General features: G+C 54.5%; 15 protein-coding genes. 11 read left to right on the top strand and 4 right to left on the bottom strand.

Features of this window, described 5'->3' with window-relative positions; genetic code table 11:
• Nucleotides 1-12 precede the first annotated feature (12 nt).
• The 6 genes from cyoA to ACPXSQ_RS00800 all read left to right on the top strand — a co-directional run bounded on the left by cyoA (nt 13) and on the right by ACPXSQ_RS00800 (nt 6266).
• Entirely contained in the window at nt 13-939 is a 927-nt protein-coding gene (gene cyoA / locus ACPXSQ_RS00825; RefSeq protein ID WP_014606444.1) for a cytochrome o ubiquinol oxidase subunit II, read from the top strand.
• 4 nt (nt 940-943) lie between these two features.
• Nucleotides 944-2926 carry a cytochrome o ubiquinol oxidase subunit I gene (cyoB, locus tag ACPXSQ_RS00820; RefSeq protein ID WP_013024880.1) on the top strand — a complete coding sequence of 661 codons (1983 nt, stop codon included), beginning with the start codon at nt 944-946 and terminating at the stop codon, nt 2924-2926.
• Nucleotides 2926-3540, top strand: a complete 615-nt coding sequence (locus ACPXSQ_RS00815; RefSeq protein ID WP_013024879.1) for a cytochrome o ubiquinol oxidase subunit III — start codon at nt 2926-2928, stop codon at nt 3538-3540. The genes cyoB and ACPXSQ_RS00815 overlap by 1 nt, the downstream gene beginning before the upstream one ends.
• Nucleotides 3540-3869 (top strand): cytochrome o ubiquinol oxidase subunit IV, encoded by a 330-nt coding sequence (locus ACPXSQ_RS00810; RefSeq protein ID WP_013024878.1) that lies wholly within the window; start codon nt 3540-3542, stop codon nt 3867-3869. Before ACPXSQ_RS00815 ends, ACPXSQ_RS00810 begins: the two co-directional genes overlap by 1 nt.
• Before the next feature lie 12 nt (nt 3870-3881).
• Nucleotides 3882-4769 (top strand): heme o synthase, encoded by an 888-nt coding sequence (cyoE, locus tag ACPXSQ_RS00805; protein WP_013024877.1) that lies wholly within the window; start codon nt 3882-3884, stop codon nt 4767-4769.
• Between the two features lie 132 nt (nt 4770-4901).
• Nucleotides 4902-6266: an MFS transporter gene (locus tag ACPXSQ_RS00800; protein ID WP_015700837.1), complete on the top strand. Its 1365-nt coding sequence runs from the start codon at nt 4902-4904 to the stop codon at nt 6264-6266.
• A gap of 133 nt (nt 6267-6399) precedes the next feature.
• Here ACPXSQ_RS00800 and adhP read toward each other — a convergent pair whose 3' ends face one another.
• Together adhP and exaC are read right to left on the bottom strand one after the other, a co-directional pair.
• Complete coding sequence (adhP, locus tag ACPXSQ_RS00795) at nt 6400-7440, bottom strand: alcohol dehydrogenase AdhP (protein WP_014593073.1); 1041 nt, start codon at nt 7438-7440, stop codon at nt 6400-6402.
• Nucleotides 7441-7469: 29 nt separating this feature from the next.
• Entirely contained in the window at nt 7470-8990 is a 1521-nt protein-coding gene (gene exaC / locus ACPXSQ_RS00790; protein WP_029568491.1) for an acetaldehyde dehydrogenase ExaC, read from the bottom strand.
• Nucleotides 8991-9262: 272 nt separating this feature from the next.
• Here exaC and ACPXSQ_RS00785 point away from each other — a divergent pair, with 272 nt between their 5' ends.
• Nucleotides 9263-11038: a sigma-54-dependent Fis family transcriptional regulator gene (locus tag ACPXSQ_RS00785; protein WP_029568490.1), complete on the top strand. Its 1776-nt coding sequence runs from the start codon at nt 9263-9265 to the stop codon at nt 11036-11038.
• A 2-nt stretch (nt 11039-11040) separates the two neighbouring features.
• Here ACPXSQ_RS00785 and ACPXSQ_RS00780 read toward each other — a convergent pair whose 3' ends face one another.
• Nucleotides 11041-11532: a YajQ family cyclic di-GMP-binding protein gene (locus ACPXSQ_RS00780; RefSeq protein WP_014606447.1), complete on the bottom strand. Its 492-nt coding sequence runs from the start codon at nt 11530-11532 to the stop codon at nt 11041-11043.
• Between the two features lie 133 nt (nt 11533-11665).
• On the opposite strand from ACPXSQ_RS00780, the gene panE reads away from it, so the two are divergent.
• Together panE and yajL are read left to right on the top strand one after the other, a co-directional pair.
• Nucleotides 11666-12586 (top strand): 2-dehydropantoate 2-reductase, encoded by a 921-nt coding sequence (panE, locus tag ACPXSQ_RS00775; RefSeq protein ID WP_072138608.1) that lies wholly within the window; start codon nt 11666-11668, stop codon nt 12584-12586.
• The gene (gene yajL / locus ACPXSQ_RS00770; protein WP_013024870.1) at nt 12540-13139 is read left to right on the top strand and encodes a protein deglycase YajL; all 600 of its coding nucleotides are present in this window, start codon (nt 12540-12542) and stop codon (nt 13137-13139) included. Before panE ends, yajL begins: the two co-directional genes overlap by 47 nt.
• A gap of 75 nt (nt 13140-13214) precedes the next feature.
• Here yajL and thiI read toward each other — a convergent pair whose 3' ends face one another.
• Nucleotides 13215-14663, bottom strand: a complete 1449-nt coding sequence (gene thiI / locus ACPXSQ_RS00765) for a tRNA uracil 4-sulfurtransferase ThiI (RefSeq protein ID WP_013024869.1) — start codon at nt 14661-14663, stop codon at nt 13215-13217.
• A gap of 232 nt (nt 14664-14895) precedes the next feature.
• Here thiI and xseB point away from each other — a divergent pair, with 232 nt between their 5' ends.
• Together xseB and ispA are read left to right on the top strand one after the other, a co-directional pair.
• A complete protein-coding gene (gene xseB / locus ACPXSQ_RS00760; RefSeq protein WP_013024868.1) occupies nt 14896-15138 on the top strand; it encodes an exodeoxyribonuclease VII small subunit in 243 nt (80 codons plus the stop codon).
• The gene (ispA, locus tag ACPXSQ_RS00755; RefSeq protein ID WP_210484710.1) at nt 15138-16037 is read left to right on the top strand and encodes a (2E,6E)-farnesyl diphosphate synthase; all 900 of its coding nucleotides are present in this window, start codon (nt 15138-15140) and stop codon (nt 16035-16037) included. Before xseB ends, ispA begins: the two co-directional genes overlap by 1 nt.
• Nucleotides 16038-16042: the final 5 nt, after the last annotated feature.

Genomic DNA, 16042 nt, shown 5'->3' with positions numbered 1-16042 from the left:
TGAGGTCGTTAAATGAGACTCAGTAAATACAATAAAAGTTTGGGGATTTTGTCATTAATCGCAGGCACTTTATTAATGAGTGGCTGCGATAATGCATTGTTAAATCCCAAAGGACAGATTGCGCTGGAGCAACGTTCGCTGATCCTGACCGCTTTTGGTCTGATGATGATCGTCGTGATACCTGCAGTCTTGATGGCCATCGTGTTTGCCTGGAAATATCGGGCTTCAAACACGAATGCCAAATACAGCCCTAACTGGTCACACTCTAACAAAGTGGAAGCCGTGGTCTGGACCATTCCGATCCTGATCATTGTTTTCCTTGGTGTGCTGACCTGGAAATCAACCCACGCCCTGGAGCCGAGCAAACCGCTGGTGTCAGACGTGAAACCGGTTGAAATTGATGTGATTGCCCTGGACTGGAAATGGCTGTTTATTTATCCAGAACAAGGTATTGCGACCGTTAACCAGATCGCTTTCCCGGCGAATACACCGGTTAACTTCAAAATCACCTCTAATTCCGTTATGAACTCCTTCTTTATTCCTACGCTCGGTAGCCAGATCTACGCGATGGCAGGCATGCAGACTAAACTGCATCTGATTGCCAACGAGCCAGGAACTTTCGACGGTATTTCCGCCAACTTCAGTGGTCGCGGTTTCTCTGGTATGAAGTTTAAAGCCATTGCCACCAAAGACGACGCGGAGTTCCAGCAGTGGGTTGCCAAGGTTAAAGCGGCACCTAACACGCTGACAACGATGGATGATTTCGAAAAAGTAGCGGTACCAAGCGAAAATCACCCGGTGGAATATTTCTCTTCTGCTAATCCTGAACTGTTCTTGCAGGTCATCAACAAGTTCATGCATAGCCACGGGAAGATGGACATGCCTGAGCATAAAGGCATGGACATGAGTCACACCGCTACCGCGGGAGCCGAGGAATAATACGATGTTCGGAAAATTAACACTGGATGCTATACCGTTCCATGAGCCGATTGTCATGGTCACGGTCGCCGGTATCATCATCGCAGGTCTGGCGCTTGTCGCCGCCATCACTTATTTCGGTAAGTGGAAATATCTGTGGTCAGAATGGTTCACCTCCATCGACCACAAAAAACTGGGTATCATGTATATCATCATGGCCTTCGTCATGCTGCTGCGCGGCTTTGCCGATGCGGTAATGATGCGTACCCAGCAGGTTCTGGCTTCGGCCGGGGAAGCAGGCATACTGCCGCCGCATCACTACGACCAGATCTTCACCGCGCACGGCGTGATCATGATCTTCTTCGTGGCGATGCCGTTCGTTGTGGGCCTGATGAACATCGCGGTACCTTTGCAAATTGGTGCACGTGACGTTGCCTTCCCGTTCCTGAACAACCTGAGCTTCTGGTTTACCGCGATTGGTGTAATCCTGGTTAACCTGTCTCTGGGTGTCGGTGAATTCGCACAAACAGGCTGGCTGGCCTATCCACCGCTGTCGGGGGCAGAGTACAGTCCTGGCGTGGGGGTTGATTACTGGATCTGGAGTCTCCAGCTTTCCGGTATTGGTACCACGCTGACCGGTATTAACTTCTTCGTTACCATTCTGAAGATGCGTGCACCGGGCATGGACCTGTTCAAAATGCCAGTATTTACCTGGGCATCACTGTGCACCAACGTCCTGATCATCGCTGCGTTCCCGGTTCTGACCGTTACGCTGGCACTGTTGACACTTGATCGTTACCTCGGCTTCCATTTCTTTACCAATGATATGGGCGGTAACATGATGATGTACGTCAACCTGATCTGGGTTTGGGGTCATCCAGAGGTGTACATTCTTGTTCTGCCGGTCTTTGGTGTCTTCTCTGAAGTCACTGCGACCTTCTCGAAAAAGCGTCTGTTCGGTTACACCTCGCTGGTATGGGCAACCATCGCCATCACCGTGTTGTCGTTCATCGTTTGGCTGCACCACTTCTTCACCATGGGTGCGGGCGCGAACGTCAACGCCTTCTTCGGTATCATGACGATGATTATCGCCATTCCTACCGGGGTTAAAATCTTTAACTGGCTGTTTACCATGTACCAGGGCCGCATTCAGATGCACTCTGCGATGCTGTGGACCGTAGGCTTCCTGGTCACCTTCTCTGTCGGTGGTATGACCGGTGTTCTGCTGGCGGTGCCAGGTGCGGACTTCGTCCTGCACAACAGTCTGTTCCTGATTGCTCACTTCCATAACGTGATTATCGGTGGTGTGGTGTTCGGTTGTATGGCCGGTGTGACTTACTGGTTCCCGAAAGCGTTCGGCTTTACGCTGAACGAAACCTGGGGCAAGCGCGCCTTCTGGTTCTGGATTATCGGTTTCTTCGTTGCCTTTATGCCGCTGTACGTACTGGGCTTTATGGGCATGACCCGTCGTCTGAGCCAGGACATCGACCCGCAGTTCCACTCGCTGTTAGTGGTAGCGGCAGGCGGTGCGGCACTGATTGCCTGCGGTATCCTTTGCCAGATCATTATGTTCTACGTTTCTGTGCGTGACCGCGACCAGAACCGCGATCTGACCGGTGACCCATGGGGCGCGCGTACGCTGGAGTGGGCAACCTCTTCACCACCGCCGTTCTATAACTTTGCTGTTATCCCGCATGTGCATGAGCGTGACGCTTTCTGGGAAATGAAAGAGAAAGGCGAAGCGTACAAGCAACCGGCTAAATATGAAGAAATTCATATGCCGAAAAACAGCGGTGCTGCGATTGTTATTGCCGCGTTTGCGACCATCTTCGGTTTTGCGATGATCTGGCATATCTGGTGGCTGGCTGGTCTTTCTTTCCTCGGCATGATCGTAAGCTGGATCGTGAAGAGCTTCGACGAAGACGTGGATTACTACGTTCCGGTTGCCGAAGTAGAGAAGATTGAAAAGCAGCACTTTGACGAAATCAGCAAAGCAGGTCTGAAATAATGTCAACTGAAACCGTAAAACACCACCACGACGCCCATGCGGAGCATGGGCATCACGATGCAGGAGCCAATAAAGTCTTTGGCTTCTGGATCTACCTGATGAGTGACTGCATTATCTTCGCAACCCTGTTTGCGACCTATGCAGTTATGGTTAACAGCACCGCCGGTGGTCCGGCAGGCAAAGATATCTTTGAACTGCCGTTCGTGCTGGTTGAAACCGCGCTGCTGTTATTGAGCTCTATCACCTACGGCATGGCCGTTATCGCCATGAACAAGGAAAACAAAGGCGCCGTTATCGGCTGGCTGGCGTTGACCTTCCTGTTTGGTGCTGGATTCATCGGGATGGAAATCTATGAATTCCATCATCTGATTGTTGAGGGCTTCGGTCCTGACCGCAGCGGCTTCCTGTCTGGCTTCTTCACGCTGGTCGGTACTCACGGTCTGCACGTTACCTCTGGTTTAATCTGGATGGCCGTGCTGATGTTCCAGATCGCTAAACGCGGTCTGAACGCCACCAACCGTACGCGTATCATGTGTCTGAGCCTGTTCTGGCACTTCCTGGACGTGGTCTGGATTTGCGTGTTTACCGTAGTTTATCTGATGGGAGCCATGTAATGAGTCATTCTGTTAACGAACATGGTGCATCACACGGTAGCGTGAAGTCTTACATGATCGGCTTCATCCTTTCTATCATCCTGACGGGAATCCCGTTCTGGATGGTAATGGATGGTAGCGCTTCTCATGGAACCATCCTCGGCGTTGTGCTGGTCTGTGCAGTGGTTCAGGTGCTGGTTCACCTGGTTTACTTCCTGCACCTGGACAGCAAGTCCGAAGGTGGCTGGAACATGGTGGCCATTGTCTTCTCAGCAATCATTATCCTGATTGTTGTCGTTGGCTCACTGTGGATCATGTGGAACCTCAACTACAACATGATGCCCCACTAAAGAGTCTGTGTAATGTTTAAGCAATACCTGCAAGTTACAAAGCCAGGAATTATTTTCGGGAATTTAATTTCTGTGATTGGCGGATTTTTGCTGGCCTCTAAGGGCAGCATTGATTACGCCCTGTTTCTCACCTCGCTGGTTGGCGTGTCACTGGTGGTTGCCTCAGGTTGTGTTTTCAACAACGTGATCGACCGCGACATCGATATCAAGATGGAGAGAACCAGGAATCGGGTGCTGGTTAAAGGCCTTATCTCCGCGAAAGTTAGCCTGGTTTACGCCACTGTGCTGGGTATTGCTGGCTTTGCACTGCTGTATTTTGGTGCTAATCCGCTGGCCATGTGGCTGGCGGTGATGGGCTTCGTGGTATACGTTGGCGTTTACAGCCTGTATATGAAGCGTCACTCTGTTTACGGTACGCTGATTGGCAGCCTGTCCGGTGCTGCGCCGCCGGTCATTGGCTACTGCGCCGTGACCAACGAGTTTGATGCCGGTGCCTTAATCCTGCTGGCTATCTTTAGCCTGTGGCAGATGCCGCACTCCTATGCGATTGCCATCTTCCGCTTTAAAGATTACCAGGCAGCCAACATCCCGGTGTTACCGGTGGTGAAAGGTATCTCGGTGGCGAAGAATCATATTACGCTCTATATCCTGGCGTTTATGATTGCCACGCTGATGCTGACGCTGGGTGGCTACGCAGGCTACAAATATCTGGTCGTTGCGTCTGCCGTTAGCGTGTGGTGGCTGGGAATGGCGCTGTCAGGCTACAAAACCTCAAACGATCGGGTTTGGGCGCGTAAGCTGTTCGTTTTCTCGATTGTGGCTATCACGGCCCTGAGCGTCATGATGTCGGTTGACTTTATGACGCCAGCATCGAAAGACCTGCTGACCTACGTGCGCTAATGTGTACTGCAACAGCATGAAACGGGCGCGATTTTCGCGCCCTTTCTTTTTGTTACGACTGCTTAAGAACTATTGTTTTACCCGCCCGCTCTCCCTACCTAAAATAAATGCAGCACATCAACAGAGGTTGGAATGAACGATAACAAAATGACTCCGGTGGAGCTGCGCGCCACATGGGGCCTTGGCACGGTCTTTTCCCTGCGCATGCTGGGAATGTTTATGGTCCTGCCGGTGTTGACCACCTATGGCATGGCACTTCAGGGAGCGAGTGAAACCTTAATCGGCGTGGCAATCGGCATCTACGGTCTGGCTCAGGCTATTTTCCAGATCCCCTTTGGCCTGCTGTCCGATCGCATCGGACGCAAGCCGCTGATCGTCGGCGGCCTGCTGGTCTTCGTCCTTGGCAGCGTCATTGCGGCCAGCACCGATTCAATCTGGGGCATTATTCTGGGGCGTGCGCTGCAGGGCTCCGGTGCAATTGCTGCCGCGGTCATGGCGCTGCTGTCCGATTTAACCCGTGAACAAAACCGCACTAAAGCGATGGCGTTTATCGGTATCAGCTTTGGCGTGACCTTTGCTATCGCAATGGTCTTAGGCCCGATCATCACCCACAAGCTGGGCCTGAACGCGCTGTTCTGGATGATCGCGATGCTTGCTTCACTGGGCATAGCGATTACTTTATGGGTTGTCCCCTCCTCTTCTCATCACGTGCTAAATCGTGAATCAGGGATGGTACGCGGCAGCTTCAGTAAAGTGCTGGCCAATCCCCGATTGATCAAACTGAACCTGGGCATCTTCTTTTTACATATCTTGCTGATGTCGAGCTTTATCGCCCTGCCCGACCAGTTTGAACAGGCTGGCCTGCCGCCGTCAGAACACTGGAAGGTCTATCTGATCACCATGCTGATTGCGTTTGCCGGTGTGGTGCCCTTTATCATCTACGCCGAAGTGAAGCGAAAGATGAAGCGGGTCTTTGTTGGCTGCGTAGGCATGATGGTCATCGCCGAAATCGTCTTATGGGGCGCCCAGGGGCATTTCTGGACGCTGGTTGTTGGCGTACAGCTGTTCTTCCTGGCCTTTAACCTGATGGAAGCGATTCTGCCATCGCTGGTAAGTAAGGAGTCACCCGCTGGCTATAAAGGCACCGCTATGGGACTTTATTCCACCAGTCAGTTTCTGGGCGTCGCCATTGGGGGGAGCCTGGGCGGCTGGCTGTTTGGTCATTTCGATGCACAAACCGTGTTTATGGTCGGGGCGATTGTGGCCGCAGCCTGGCTGTTTGTCAGCATGACCATGCAGGAACCGCCTTATGTAAGCAGCCTGCGTCTGGTGCTGAGCGATGCCGCGCTGGCCGTGCCCACTCTGGAAAAACGCCTGAAAGCACAGCCCGGCGTTTCATCGGTGCTGATTGTGCCGGAAGAGAAAAGCGCCTACATCAAGATAGACAGTAAGGTCACCAGCCGACCTGAGCTGGAAGCGCTGATCGGCAGCTGCTAGTCGCGAGCGGCGCTTAACTGCGCGCGATCGTGGCGAAAGGTTAAGTCAGTTCGTGTCAGACATGTCGCCACAAACCACGTGAAAAAGGTGCCCTGCTTCAGGCACCTTTTTTCATCCGGCGATTGAGGGTGGTTTACAACGACATATCCACCACAATACGGCCTTCAATCTTGCCCGCATGCATCCGGGCAAAGATATCGTTAATATTGCTGAGCGGTTCCACCGCCACGCTGGCTTTCACTTTATGACGGCTGGCAAAATCCAGCGCCTCCTGTAAATCCTTACGCGTTCCGACGATAGAACCCCGCACCGTAATGCCGTCCAGCACCATATCGAAAATAGACAGATCGAACTTACCAGGCGGCAAGCCGTTTAGCACCATGGTGCCCCCACGACGTAATGTGCCGATCGCCTGCTCAAAGGCTTTAGGCGACACCGCCGTGACCAGCACGCCGTGCGCGCCGCCAAAGTGCTCATGAAACACCCTGGCCGGATCGACGTTTCTGGCATTTGCCACCACGCTGGCGCCCAGGCGCTGGGCAAAGGCCAGCTTATCGTCATCGATATCGACAGCCGCCACGTTCAGCCCCATCGCGACGGCATACTGTATAGCCATGTGCCCTAACCCACCGATGCCGGAAATCACCACCCAGTCACCGGGTTTGGTGTCGGTCATTTTTAACCCTTTGTAGACCGTCACGCCCGCACAGAGCACCGGTGCCACCTCGTTGAATGCGAGGTTTTCGGGGATGATGCCGACATAGTTGGCGTCCGCCACGCAGTATTCGGCAAAACTGCCGTTAACCGAATAGCCGGTATTTTGCTGACTGTGGCACAGCGTTTCCCAGTTATCGAGACAGTGCTCGCAGTGACCGCAGGCGGAGTAGAGCCAGGGCACGCCGACCCGATCGCCCACCTTCAGGTGATGTACGTTATCCCCCACCGCGACCACCTGCCCTACGCCCTCATGTCCCGGGATAAAAGGCGGAACCGGCTTCACCGGCCAGTCGCCCTCTGCCGCATGCAGATCGGTGTGACACACGCCAGTTGCCGCGATTTTTACCAGAATCTGCCCCGACCCAGGCTGGGGTACGGGCACCTGCTCAATCACCAAGGGTTCGCCGAACGCTTTAACAACTGCTGCCTTCATCATCGTGTTGATTTTCATCGTCATGATTTACGCTCCAGGGATAGGTTACGGACTTAAAACAGCCCCAGCGGTGCCGTGTCATAGCTGACTAACAGGTTTTTGGTCTGCTGGTACTGGTTGAGTGCCATTTTGTGTGTTTCGCGACCCACGCCGGACTGTTTGTAACCCCCAAAGGCAGCATGGGCCGGATAGATGTGGTAACAGTTGGTCCAGACGCGCCCGGCTTTAATGGCGCGCCCCATGCGGTAGGCTAAATTGCTGTCCCGCGTCCAGACGCCCGCTCCCAATCCAAACTGGGTTTCATTGGCAATACGCAAGGCTTCAGCCTCATCTTTGAAGGTGGTGATGCCGATAACCGGGCCAAAGATTTCCTCCTGAAAGCAGCGCATGCTGTTGCTGCCTTTAATCAGCGTGGGCTGAATATAGAAACCGTTATCCAGTTCGGACGATATCAAGGCCCGCTCACCCCCGGTCAGGATCTCGCCCCCTTCGTTGCGGGCAATCTCGATATACGACAAAATTTTATCGAACTGCTGACGCGAAGCCTGGGCGCCAATCATCGTGTCGGTATCGAGCGGATCGCCGCGACGAATGGTGGCGACTTTGGCCATCACCCGCGCCATGAAAGGCGCGTAAACGGACTCATGGATTAGCGCACGGGACGGACAGGTACACACCTCGCCCTGATTAAAGAAGCCCAGCACCAGCCCTTCCACCGCCTTGTCAATAAAGTCCGGCTCGCCATTCATGATGTCGGCGAAGTAGATGTTTGGAGATTTCCCGCCCAGCTCCACAGTACAGGGAATAATATTTTCTGCGGCACAGGCCATGATATGACGTCCCACCGGCGTAGAACCGGTGAAGGCGATTTTGGCAATGCGTTTACTGGTTGCCAACGCTTCGCCCGCCTCGCGGCCGAAACCCTGTACCACGTTTAGCACGCCTGCAGGAAACAGGTCGCCGATCATCTCCATCAGCAGCGTAATGCCCAGCGGAGTTTGCTCCGCAGGCTTAAGCACCACACAGTTACCGGCAGCCAGGGCCGGCGCCAGCTTCCATGCGGCCATCAGCAACGGAAAATTCCAGGGAATAATTTGCCCCACCACGCCCAGCGGCTCATGAAAATGGTAGGCCACGGTTTTTTCATCGATCTCGCCGGTGCTGCCCTCCTGCGCGCGCAAGCATCCTGCGAAGTAACGAAAATGGTCGGCCGCCAGCGGCAGATCGGCATTGAGCGTTTCCCGAATCGGTTTGCCGTTGTCCCAGCTTTCCGCCACGGCCAGGGTTTCGAGATTGGCATCAATGCGGTCAGCCACCTGGAGCAGCAGATTAGATCGGGTTTGTACGGAGGTTTTTCCCCAGGCTTCTGCAGCCCGGTGCGCGGCATCCAGCGCTAAATCAATATCGCGCGCATCGGAACGAGGAAACCGGGCAATGTCACTGCCGTTGACGGGTGAGGTATTCATGAAGTACTCACCACTCAGCGGCTCGATAAATTTGCCATCAATGTAGTTGCCGTAGGCAGATTTAAATGTCACTAACGCACCAGGTGTGCCGGGATGGGCATAACGCATCGCAAACTCCTTCTGTAGGGTAGACAGGCAGCGGCATGTTGATTTTTAACGGATAGCGCGCTGTCACCTGACGTTTGCAGGGCCTGTGCCAACTTCCCTTACGCGCTGAAAATCCAGATAAAAATATTAAAATCAATCACCTGAATAGTAATCTCACAGGCATGCGTTGAGGACTAACCGGCTTTGATCCCGCTTTGTGTTGCAAATCGCAACACCGCTAAAACCAAAACGCTACAATCCCGCTACACTTTTCCGAGCCCACGAGGTCATTCATGCAGCACAAGGTTTCCGATGCTCTATTGCCCGCTATCGATAACAACCCCCTGCTGAGTGATTCCTGGCTACGCAGCCAGCTCTACGGACTGGATCGTTCGGCCGATGATTTTCCTCGCGTACGTCAGGCCGAGCTGACAGAGCTGGTGGCCAGTAATACTGACCTCCAGCAGTTTGCTCAGCCCGTCATGCACAAGCTGGCCCAGAAGGTGACGCAGATGCAGTCGGTGGTCATTCTGTCTGACGCGGCAGGCCGGGTGCTGCACACCTTTGGCGAGATGCAGGCGATGCAAAAAGCACAGCGTTTCGCCCTTGCCCCCGGCAACATCTGGAGCGAATGTGGCCGTGGCACCAACGCCATTGGTACGGCGCTGGCGATAGACGACGGTTGTGAAATCGAGGGTAATCAACACTTCCTGACCCGCAACCAGGGGCTTTATTGTGCCGCCATGCCGCTGCAAATGCCCAACGGGCAGATTGCGGGGGTACTGGATGTCTCCGGCCCTGCACACTTTTCCCATGCCCATACGTTTGCCTGGGTCAAACAGGCGGCACGGCACATTGAGTATCTGTGGGTTAAGCAGAGCCTGCATCCCCAACAATGGCTGATGAGCCTGCACAGCGACGCACACCGGCTAGACAGCCCGGATGAGCTGCTGCTGGTGTTTTCAGACAACGTGCTGACTGCCGCAAATCGGCTGGCCCTGCGTGAGCTTGGCCTGCACGCCGAACAGCTTGGCGTCATCACATTTCAGCAGCTGTTTCCTCACGGCGATCTGCGGGCCACCGCACTGCCAACGCCGGTGATGATCGGACCCCAGCCTTATTATTTTCGTCTGCGTGCGCCCACCCGAACCCGCTTCAGCGTAGCAGCAGGCCCTGCGCGTCCGCTGCCTTTCTCACTGCAACATGAGGGAGATAAAATGGTGCGGCTGCTGAATGCCGGCGTTTCATTGTGCATTCGCGGGGAAACCGGCAGCGGAAAAGAGTACGTCAGCCGCGCGTTACATCAGCAAAGCCGCTGGCGGGAAGGAAAATTTGTGGCGATTAACTGCGCCGCGATTCCGGAATCCTTGATCGAATCTGAACTCTTTGGCTACCAGCCGGGGGCATTTACCGGCGCCAGCAAAAATGGCTACATCGGTAAAATCCGTGAGGCCGATGGCGGCGTCCTGTTTCTGGATGAGATCGGCGATATGCCACTGGCGCTGCAAACCCGGCTCTTACGCGTGTTACAGGAAAAAGAGGTCGCGCCGCTGGGATCCAGTCAGAGCTGGCCGGTTAACCTGGCCGTGATCAGCGCGACACATCGGGATCTGGCGCAACGCGTCGCCCAGGGCGACTTCCGCGAGGATCTCCTGTACCGGCTGCAGGAATTTTCATTCACGATCCCGCCGCTGCGTGACTGGTCTTCTCTTCCGGCGTTTATCACGCAACTCTGGGACGCGCTGGGCGGCGGCGCGCGTCAGATCGGCCTGTCTTCCGAAGTGCTGGCGACATTAACGCGCTATCCCTGGCCGGGCAACGTGCGCCAGCTACGCAGCCTGATGAAAGTCTTGCTGGCGCTGGCGGAAGATGGCGATAGCGTGGAGATCACGCATTTACCTGAGGAGTACCGCAGCGGCAACGCCGCGGCATCACCCGCGCGCCAGCAGCATGACGATCGTCTGATAAAAGCGACGTTGCAGCAGTTTAATGGCAACATCAGCAAAACGGCGCAGGCGCTCGGCGTTGCGCGCAGCACGCTGTATCGCCGCGCTGCACGCGAGAAGTGAGCTTAATCGCGGAAGTTTTTAAACTGGAATGGCTGGCCCAGATTTCCCCCGCGCACCAGCGCCATCGCCCCCTGCAGATCGTCACGTGACTTACCAGTGACGCGCAGGGATTCACCCTGAATCTGGGTCTGCACTTTCAGCTTGCTGTCTTTGATCAGCTTCACCAGCTTCTTCGCCACATCGGCTTCAATGCCTTTTTTCATTTTGGCATCCAGGCTCCAGCTCTTGCCGCTGTGCTCAATTTCTTCCGGCACGTCCAGGGCCGCGCCTTCAATGCCGCGCTTGAGCATTTTTTCACGCAGAATATCGACCAGTTGCTTTACCTGAAAGTCAGATTCACTGATGACTTTAATGGTTTCATTTTTTTCATTGAGTTCGTAACTGGCGGTGACGTTACGAAAATCGAAACGGGTGGACAGTTCGCGGTTAGCGTTATCTACCGCATTGCGAACTTCCTGCATGTCGACTTCTGAAACGATATCGAAAGATGGCATCTCTTCTTCTCCTGAGGCTAAACTGGCATGCATAATACGCGTCTTAGGCCACTAAATAAAATCACGCTGTGCAGCGCTATACTTAACCCATTGTCACAGCGCATAAATAATACGCCCGCGAGCGGGAGGCAGCATGAAAATAACCGTATTAGGATGCGGCGCGCTAGGCCAGGTCTGGCTTACCGCCCTTGCCCATTCTGGACATGATGTACAGGGATGGCTGCGTGTCCCCCAGCCCTACTGTTCAGCCAACGTGATTGATCCTCTGGGTCGCGTGTCGAACCGGACCTTTATTGCCAACGATCCGCTGTTTCTGGCCCAGAGTCAGCTGCTGCTGGTTACGCTGAAAGCCCCCCAGGTTTCGACAGCCGTTAAGAATCTGGAGAGCGTGATGACGGAAAACTGTCCCGTGCTGCTGCTGCATAACGGAATGGGGACGCTGGGGGAATTAAAGGGCCTGCGACAGCCGCTGTTGCGCGGCATTACCACGCACGCCGCCATGCGGGACGGAACGGTGATTAAACATGTCGCCAGCGGCGTCACGCATATTGGCCCCGGCAACCGTAAAAGCGAAGGCTGGAGCGCGATTGCCGACGTTCTACATGATGCACTGCCCGACGTCGCCTGGCATGACAATATCCGGGCCGCCTGCTGGCGCAAACTGGCGGTTAACTGCGTAATAAACCCGCTGAGCGTGGAGCACGATTGTCAAAACGGCGCGCTCCGCCAGTACAGCCGTGAAATACAAACCCTGTGCGATGAAATCAGTTGGGTGATGGAACGAGAAGGCCAGTCCGTTGACAGCCAGAGTCTGCAAGATCAGGTATTCGATGTGATAGAAACGACGGCGGCGAATACGTCGTCAATGCTGCAGGATATTCGCGCACAGCGGCTGACGGAGATTGAATACATCACCGGTTTCCTGCTGCGCCGGGCACGCACCCACGGCTTCGTGTTGACAGAAAACACGCGCCTGTATGACATGATTAAACGCAAGGAGTCTTTTTATGGGCGCGAACGCCTCAGTACTGGTCTGTCTGGCTCATGGCAGTGAAGAAATCGAAGCGGTCACCACGCTGGATCTGCTGGTACGTGGCGGGATAAAAACGGTTACCGCCAGCGTGGAAAGCGACGGCAGCCGTGAAATCCTCTGCTCGCGCGGGGTCCGCCTGCTGGCCGATGTCCCGCTGGTCGAGGTCGCGGATAACGCCTACGATGCCATTGTACTGCCCGGCGGATTGAAAGGCGCCGAGACGTTTCGCGACAGTCCGCTGCTGGTGGAAACCGTGCGGCAGTTTCATCTGACCGGGCGTATTGTTGCCGCCATCTGCGCCGCGCCTGGCACGGTGCTGGTGCCGCATAACCTGTTTCCCGTGGGAAACATGACGGGTTTCCCCGGTTTGAAATCCACCATACCGGATGATAAATGGATGGAGCGGCGCGTGGTGTGGGATCCGCGCGTCAATCTGTTAACCAGCCAGGGGCCGGGCACCGCGATGGATTTTGCGCTGAAGTTAATCGATCTGTTAGTCGGCAGTGATAAAGCGCGGGAGGTTGCCGCTCAACTGGTGATGGCGCCCGGCATTTACGATTACCAGGCCAGTTAAGATTCGGCGTCTGAAAAGCGGTACAGGTAGCACTGTGCCCGCTTCCCGGTCGGGTGCGCGGGCACAGCGTACGTTTTAAGGGCGGTAAACTTTGACGTTTTTAAAGCCCTGCTCATGCAGATACAGCGCCTGAAGTTTACTCATCACGCCGCGATCGCAGTACAACAGCCAGGTTTTATTCTGATCGAGGTCGCCAAACTGGGTGCTGAGTTTGTAGAAAGGCATCGACTTCACCTCTGTTCCCACCAACTCAAGCGGTTTGTCTTCCTGCTCATCCACCGAACGGATATCCAGTACGCTGTCGTTTTCGTTCAGCAAGCCGACCGTTTCAACCTCGACCACTTCGTCCTGCGTTTGCTCGGCAATTTCGCGGATATCCACGTTGGTCGCTTCGGCCACCATGCGTTCCAGAATCGAGAAGTCAAAATGGCTTTCTTCAGCGTCGATTTTGCCCTTCACCGCTTTGACGGTTGGGCTTTTGGAAATCACACCGCAATATTCCGGCATGGTACTGGCAAAATCTTCGGTGCCGATCTCACGCGCGACCTTGATGATGTGCTCTTTATCATGGGAGATCAGCGGACGCAGAATCAGCGTGTCCGATGCATTGTCGATCAAACGCAGGTTGGTCAGGGTCTGACTGGAAACCTGTCCAAGCGCTTCACCGGTCACCAGCGCCTGAACGCCATAGCGTTCAGCGACCATCGACGCGGCGCGAACCATCATGCGCTTCAGTACCACGCCCATCTGGCCATCGTCGACTTTTTCTAAAATTTCGCCCACGACCGGTTCGAAGTTTATCGCGACAAAACGGACCCGATGCGAACGACCGAAACGGTTCCAGATATAATGCGCCACCTGACGCACGCCGATTTCGTGTGCGGCACCGCCAAGATTAAAGAAGCAGTAATGCACCCGGCAGCCGCGACGCATCAGCATGTAGCTCGACACGCCAGAGTCAAAGCCGCCCGAGATTAGCGACAGCACATCTTCCTGCGTGCCAATCGGGAAACCGCCCAGCCCCTCATAGCGCGCGGTCACCAGCGTTAAGCGGTTCTCTTCCACTTCGAGATTGACCGTCACCTCTGGCTTTTTAAGCTGCACCGTGGCGCTCTCGATGTGCTGATTCAGGCCACCGCCGACGTAGCGTTCCACATCCTGCGAACTAAAGCTGTGTTTGCCCCGGCGCTTAACACGCACGCAAAACGTTTTGTTTTCAAGAGCATCGCGGTACTGCGCCAGCGTCTGCTCAAAAATATGATGAATATCGGTATATTCACGCTCTTCCACCGCAAGGACATGGTGGATACCGGGAATGCGCATGAGCTCATCAGGAATAACCGTGCGCATGGCTTCATCTTTGCAGCGCACTTCAATATGATCCCAGTAACGGACGACCGCGATCTCGTCGCTGACGGTTTTAAGCACGTTGCGAATATTGCTGGCAAGAATCTTAATAAAGCGCAGGCGCACCGACTGACTCTTGATGGTGATTTCGGGAAATAACTTGACGATAAACTTCATGGCGATACAGCTTCGTTGGGCAAATAAGTGCTAAAACAGGCTGCACTTAGCTGGTAAGATCATAAAATTGCGGGCTGCCAGGCGCATCCGCATCCGAGGCGCGGAAGTATATCACCTTTACCTGGTGACTGCTTCTGCAACAGCATGCACATTGATTATTTTGCTAATCATTCTCTCTCAGCTACCATGACCGATTGCATGATAACGTTCCAACCGTGAGTCGATCCTAACTATGCCGAAAAAAGCCGAACAGCCAGCCAGCTTTGAAACGTCATTGCAGCAGCTGGAACAGATTGTCAGTCGTCTGGAAAGTGGTGAACTGCCGTTGGAAGAGGCCCTCAATGAATTTGAGCGCGGCGTGCAGCTGGCACGCAATGGCCAACAGACGCTGCAACAGGCCGAGCAGCGCGTTCGTATTTTACTCAGCGATGATAAAGACGCCGACCTCTCCTCTTTTACGCCGGAAAACAACTAATGGATTTTCCTAAACTGCTCGACGCTTATCACAGGCAGGTGAATCGTGCGTTGACGGGCTTATTAGACGCCCTGCCTTTTCAGAGTTCTCCTCTGGTGAATGCCATGCAATATGGGGCATTATTAGGCGGCAAACGCCTGCGCCCGTTTCTGGTCTACGCCACCGGCGAGATGCTTCACGCCGACAAAGCGAGTCTGGATGCGCCCGCTGCAGCAGTTGAGTGTATTCATGCCTATTCACTGATTCATGACGATCTTCCTGCCATGGACGATGACGCTCTGCGTCGTGGGCAACCGACCTGCCATATTAAATATGGTGAAGATACCGCCATCCTTGCAGGCGATGCGCTGCAAACGCTGGCATTTTCTATCCTTGCCGACCAGCCCATGCCGGGCGTGAGCGCGGAATATCGGCTGGCCATGCTGTCAGAACTGGCAAAAGCCAGCGGCGTCGCGGGGATGTGCGGCGGTCAGGCACTGGATCTGGCGGCGGAAGGTCAGTCGGTGGGGCTTGCTCAACTTGAACAAATTCATCGTCATAAAACCGGTGCGTTGATCCGCGCGGCAGTTCGGCTTGGCGCGTTTGCCGCTGGCGAAAAAGGCCGCGAGGCGCTTCCGTATCTTGATCGCTATGCAGACGCTATCGGTCTGGCTTTTCAGGTGCAGGATGACATCCTGGATGTGACGGGTGACACAGCTGTCATCGGAAAACGCCAGGGTGCCGATCAAGATCTTGGAAAAAGCACCTATCCTTCACTGATGGGTCTGGATGATGCCCGCACTAAGGCACTGGATTTATATCAGGAAGCCGTCGATGCTTTGCACATGCTCTCTGCCAAATCCTATAACACCAAAGCCTTGAAGGCGCTGGCGAGCTTCGTAATTGAACGCGATAAATAACTTCC

Source organism: Pantoea sp. EEL5, assembly GCF_049892805.1.
Classification (GTDB): Bacteria; Pseudomonadota; Gammaproteobacteria; order Enterobacterales; family Enterobacteriaceae; genus Pantoea; species Pantoea ananatis.
This window is presented reverse-complemented; position numbering and strand designations above follow the sequence as displayed.

Bases quoted from the DNA above. Each gene is read 5' to 3' on its own strand.
- cyoA (WP_014606444.1), top strand. From the start codon at position 13: ATGAGACTCAGTAAATACAATAAAAGTTTGGGGATTTTGTCATTAATC.
- cyoB (WP_013024880.1), top strand. From the start codon at position 944: ATGTTCGGAAAATTAACACTGGATGCTATACCGTTCCATGAGCCGATT.
- ACPXSQ_RS00815 (WP_013024879.1), top strand. From the start codon at position 2,926: ATGTCAACTGAAACCGTAAAACACCACCACGACGCCCATGCGGAGCAT.
- ACPXSQ_RS00810 (WP_013024878.1), top strand. From the start codon at position 3,540: ATGAGTCATTCTGTTAACGAACATGGTGCATCACACGGTAGCGTGAAG.
- cyoE (WP_013024877.1), top strand. From the start codon at position 3,882: ATGTTTAAGCAATACCTGCAAGTTACAAAGCCAGGAATTATTTTCGGG.
- ACPXSQ_RS00800 (WP_015700837.1), top strand. From the start codon at position 4,902: ATGAACGATAACAAAATGACTCCGGTGGAGCTGCGCGCCACATGGGGC.
- adhP (WP_014593073.1), bottom strand. From the start codon at position 7,440: ATGACGATGAAAATCAACACGATGATGAAGGCAGCAGTTGTTAAAGCG.
- exaC (WP_029568491.1), bottom strand. From the start codon at position 8,990: ATGCGTTATGCCCATCCCGGCACACCTGGTGCGTTAGTGACATTTAAA.
- ACPXSQ_RS00785 (WP_029568490.1), top strand. From the start codon at position 9,263: ATGCAGCACAAGGTTTCCGATGCTCTATTGCCCGCTATCGATAACAAC.
- ACPXSQ_RS00780 (WP_014606447.1), bottom strand. From the start codon at position 11,532: ATGCCATCTTTCGATATCGTTTCAGAAGTCGACATGCAGGAAGTTCGC.
- panE (WP_072138608.1), top strand. From the start codon at position 11,666: ATGAAAATAACCGTATTAGGATGCGGCGCGCTAGGCCAGGTCTGGCTT.
- yajL (WP_013024870.1), top strand. From the start codon at position 12,540: ATGGGCGCGAACGCCTCAGTACTGGTCTGTCTGGCTCATGGCAGTGAA.
- thiI (WP_013024869.1), bottom strand. From the start codon at position 14,663: ATGAAGTTTATCGTCAAGTTATTTCCCGAAATCACCATCAAGAGTCAG.
- xseB (WP_013024868.1), top strand. From the start codon at position 14,896: ATGCCGAAAAAAGCCGAACAGCCAGCCAGCTTTGAAACGTCATTGCAG.
- ispA (WP_210484710.1), top strand. From the start codon at position 15,138: ATGGATTTTCCTAAACTGCTCGACGCTTATCACAGGCAGGTGAATCGT.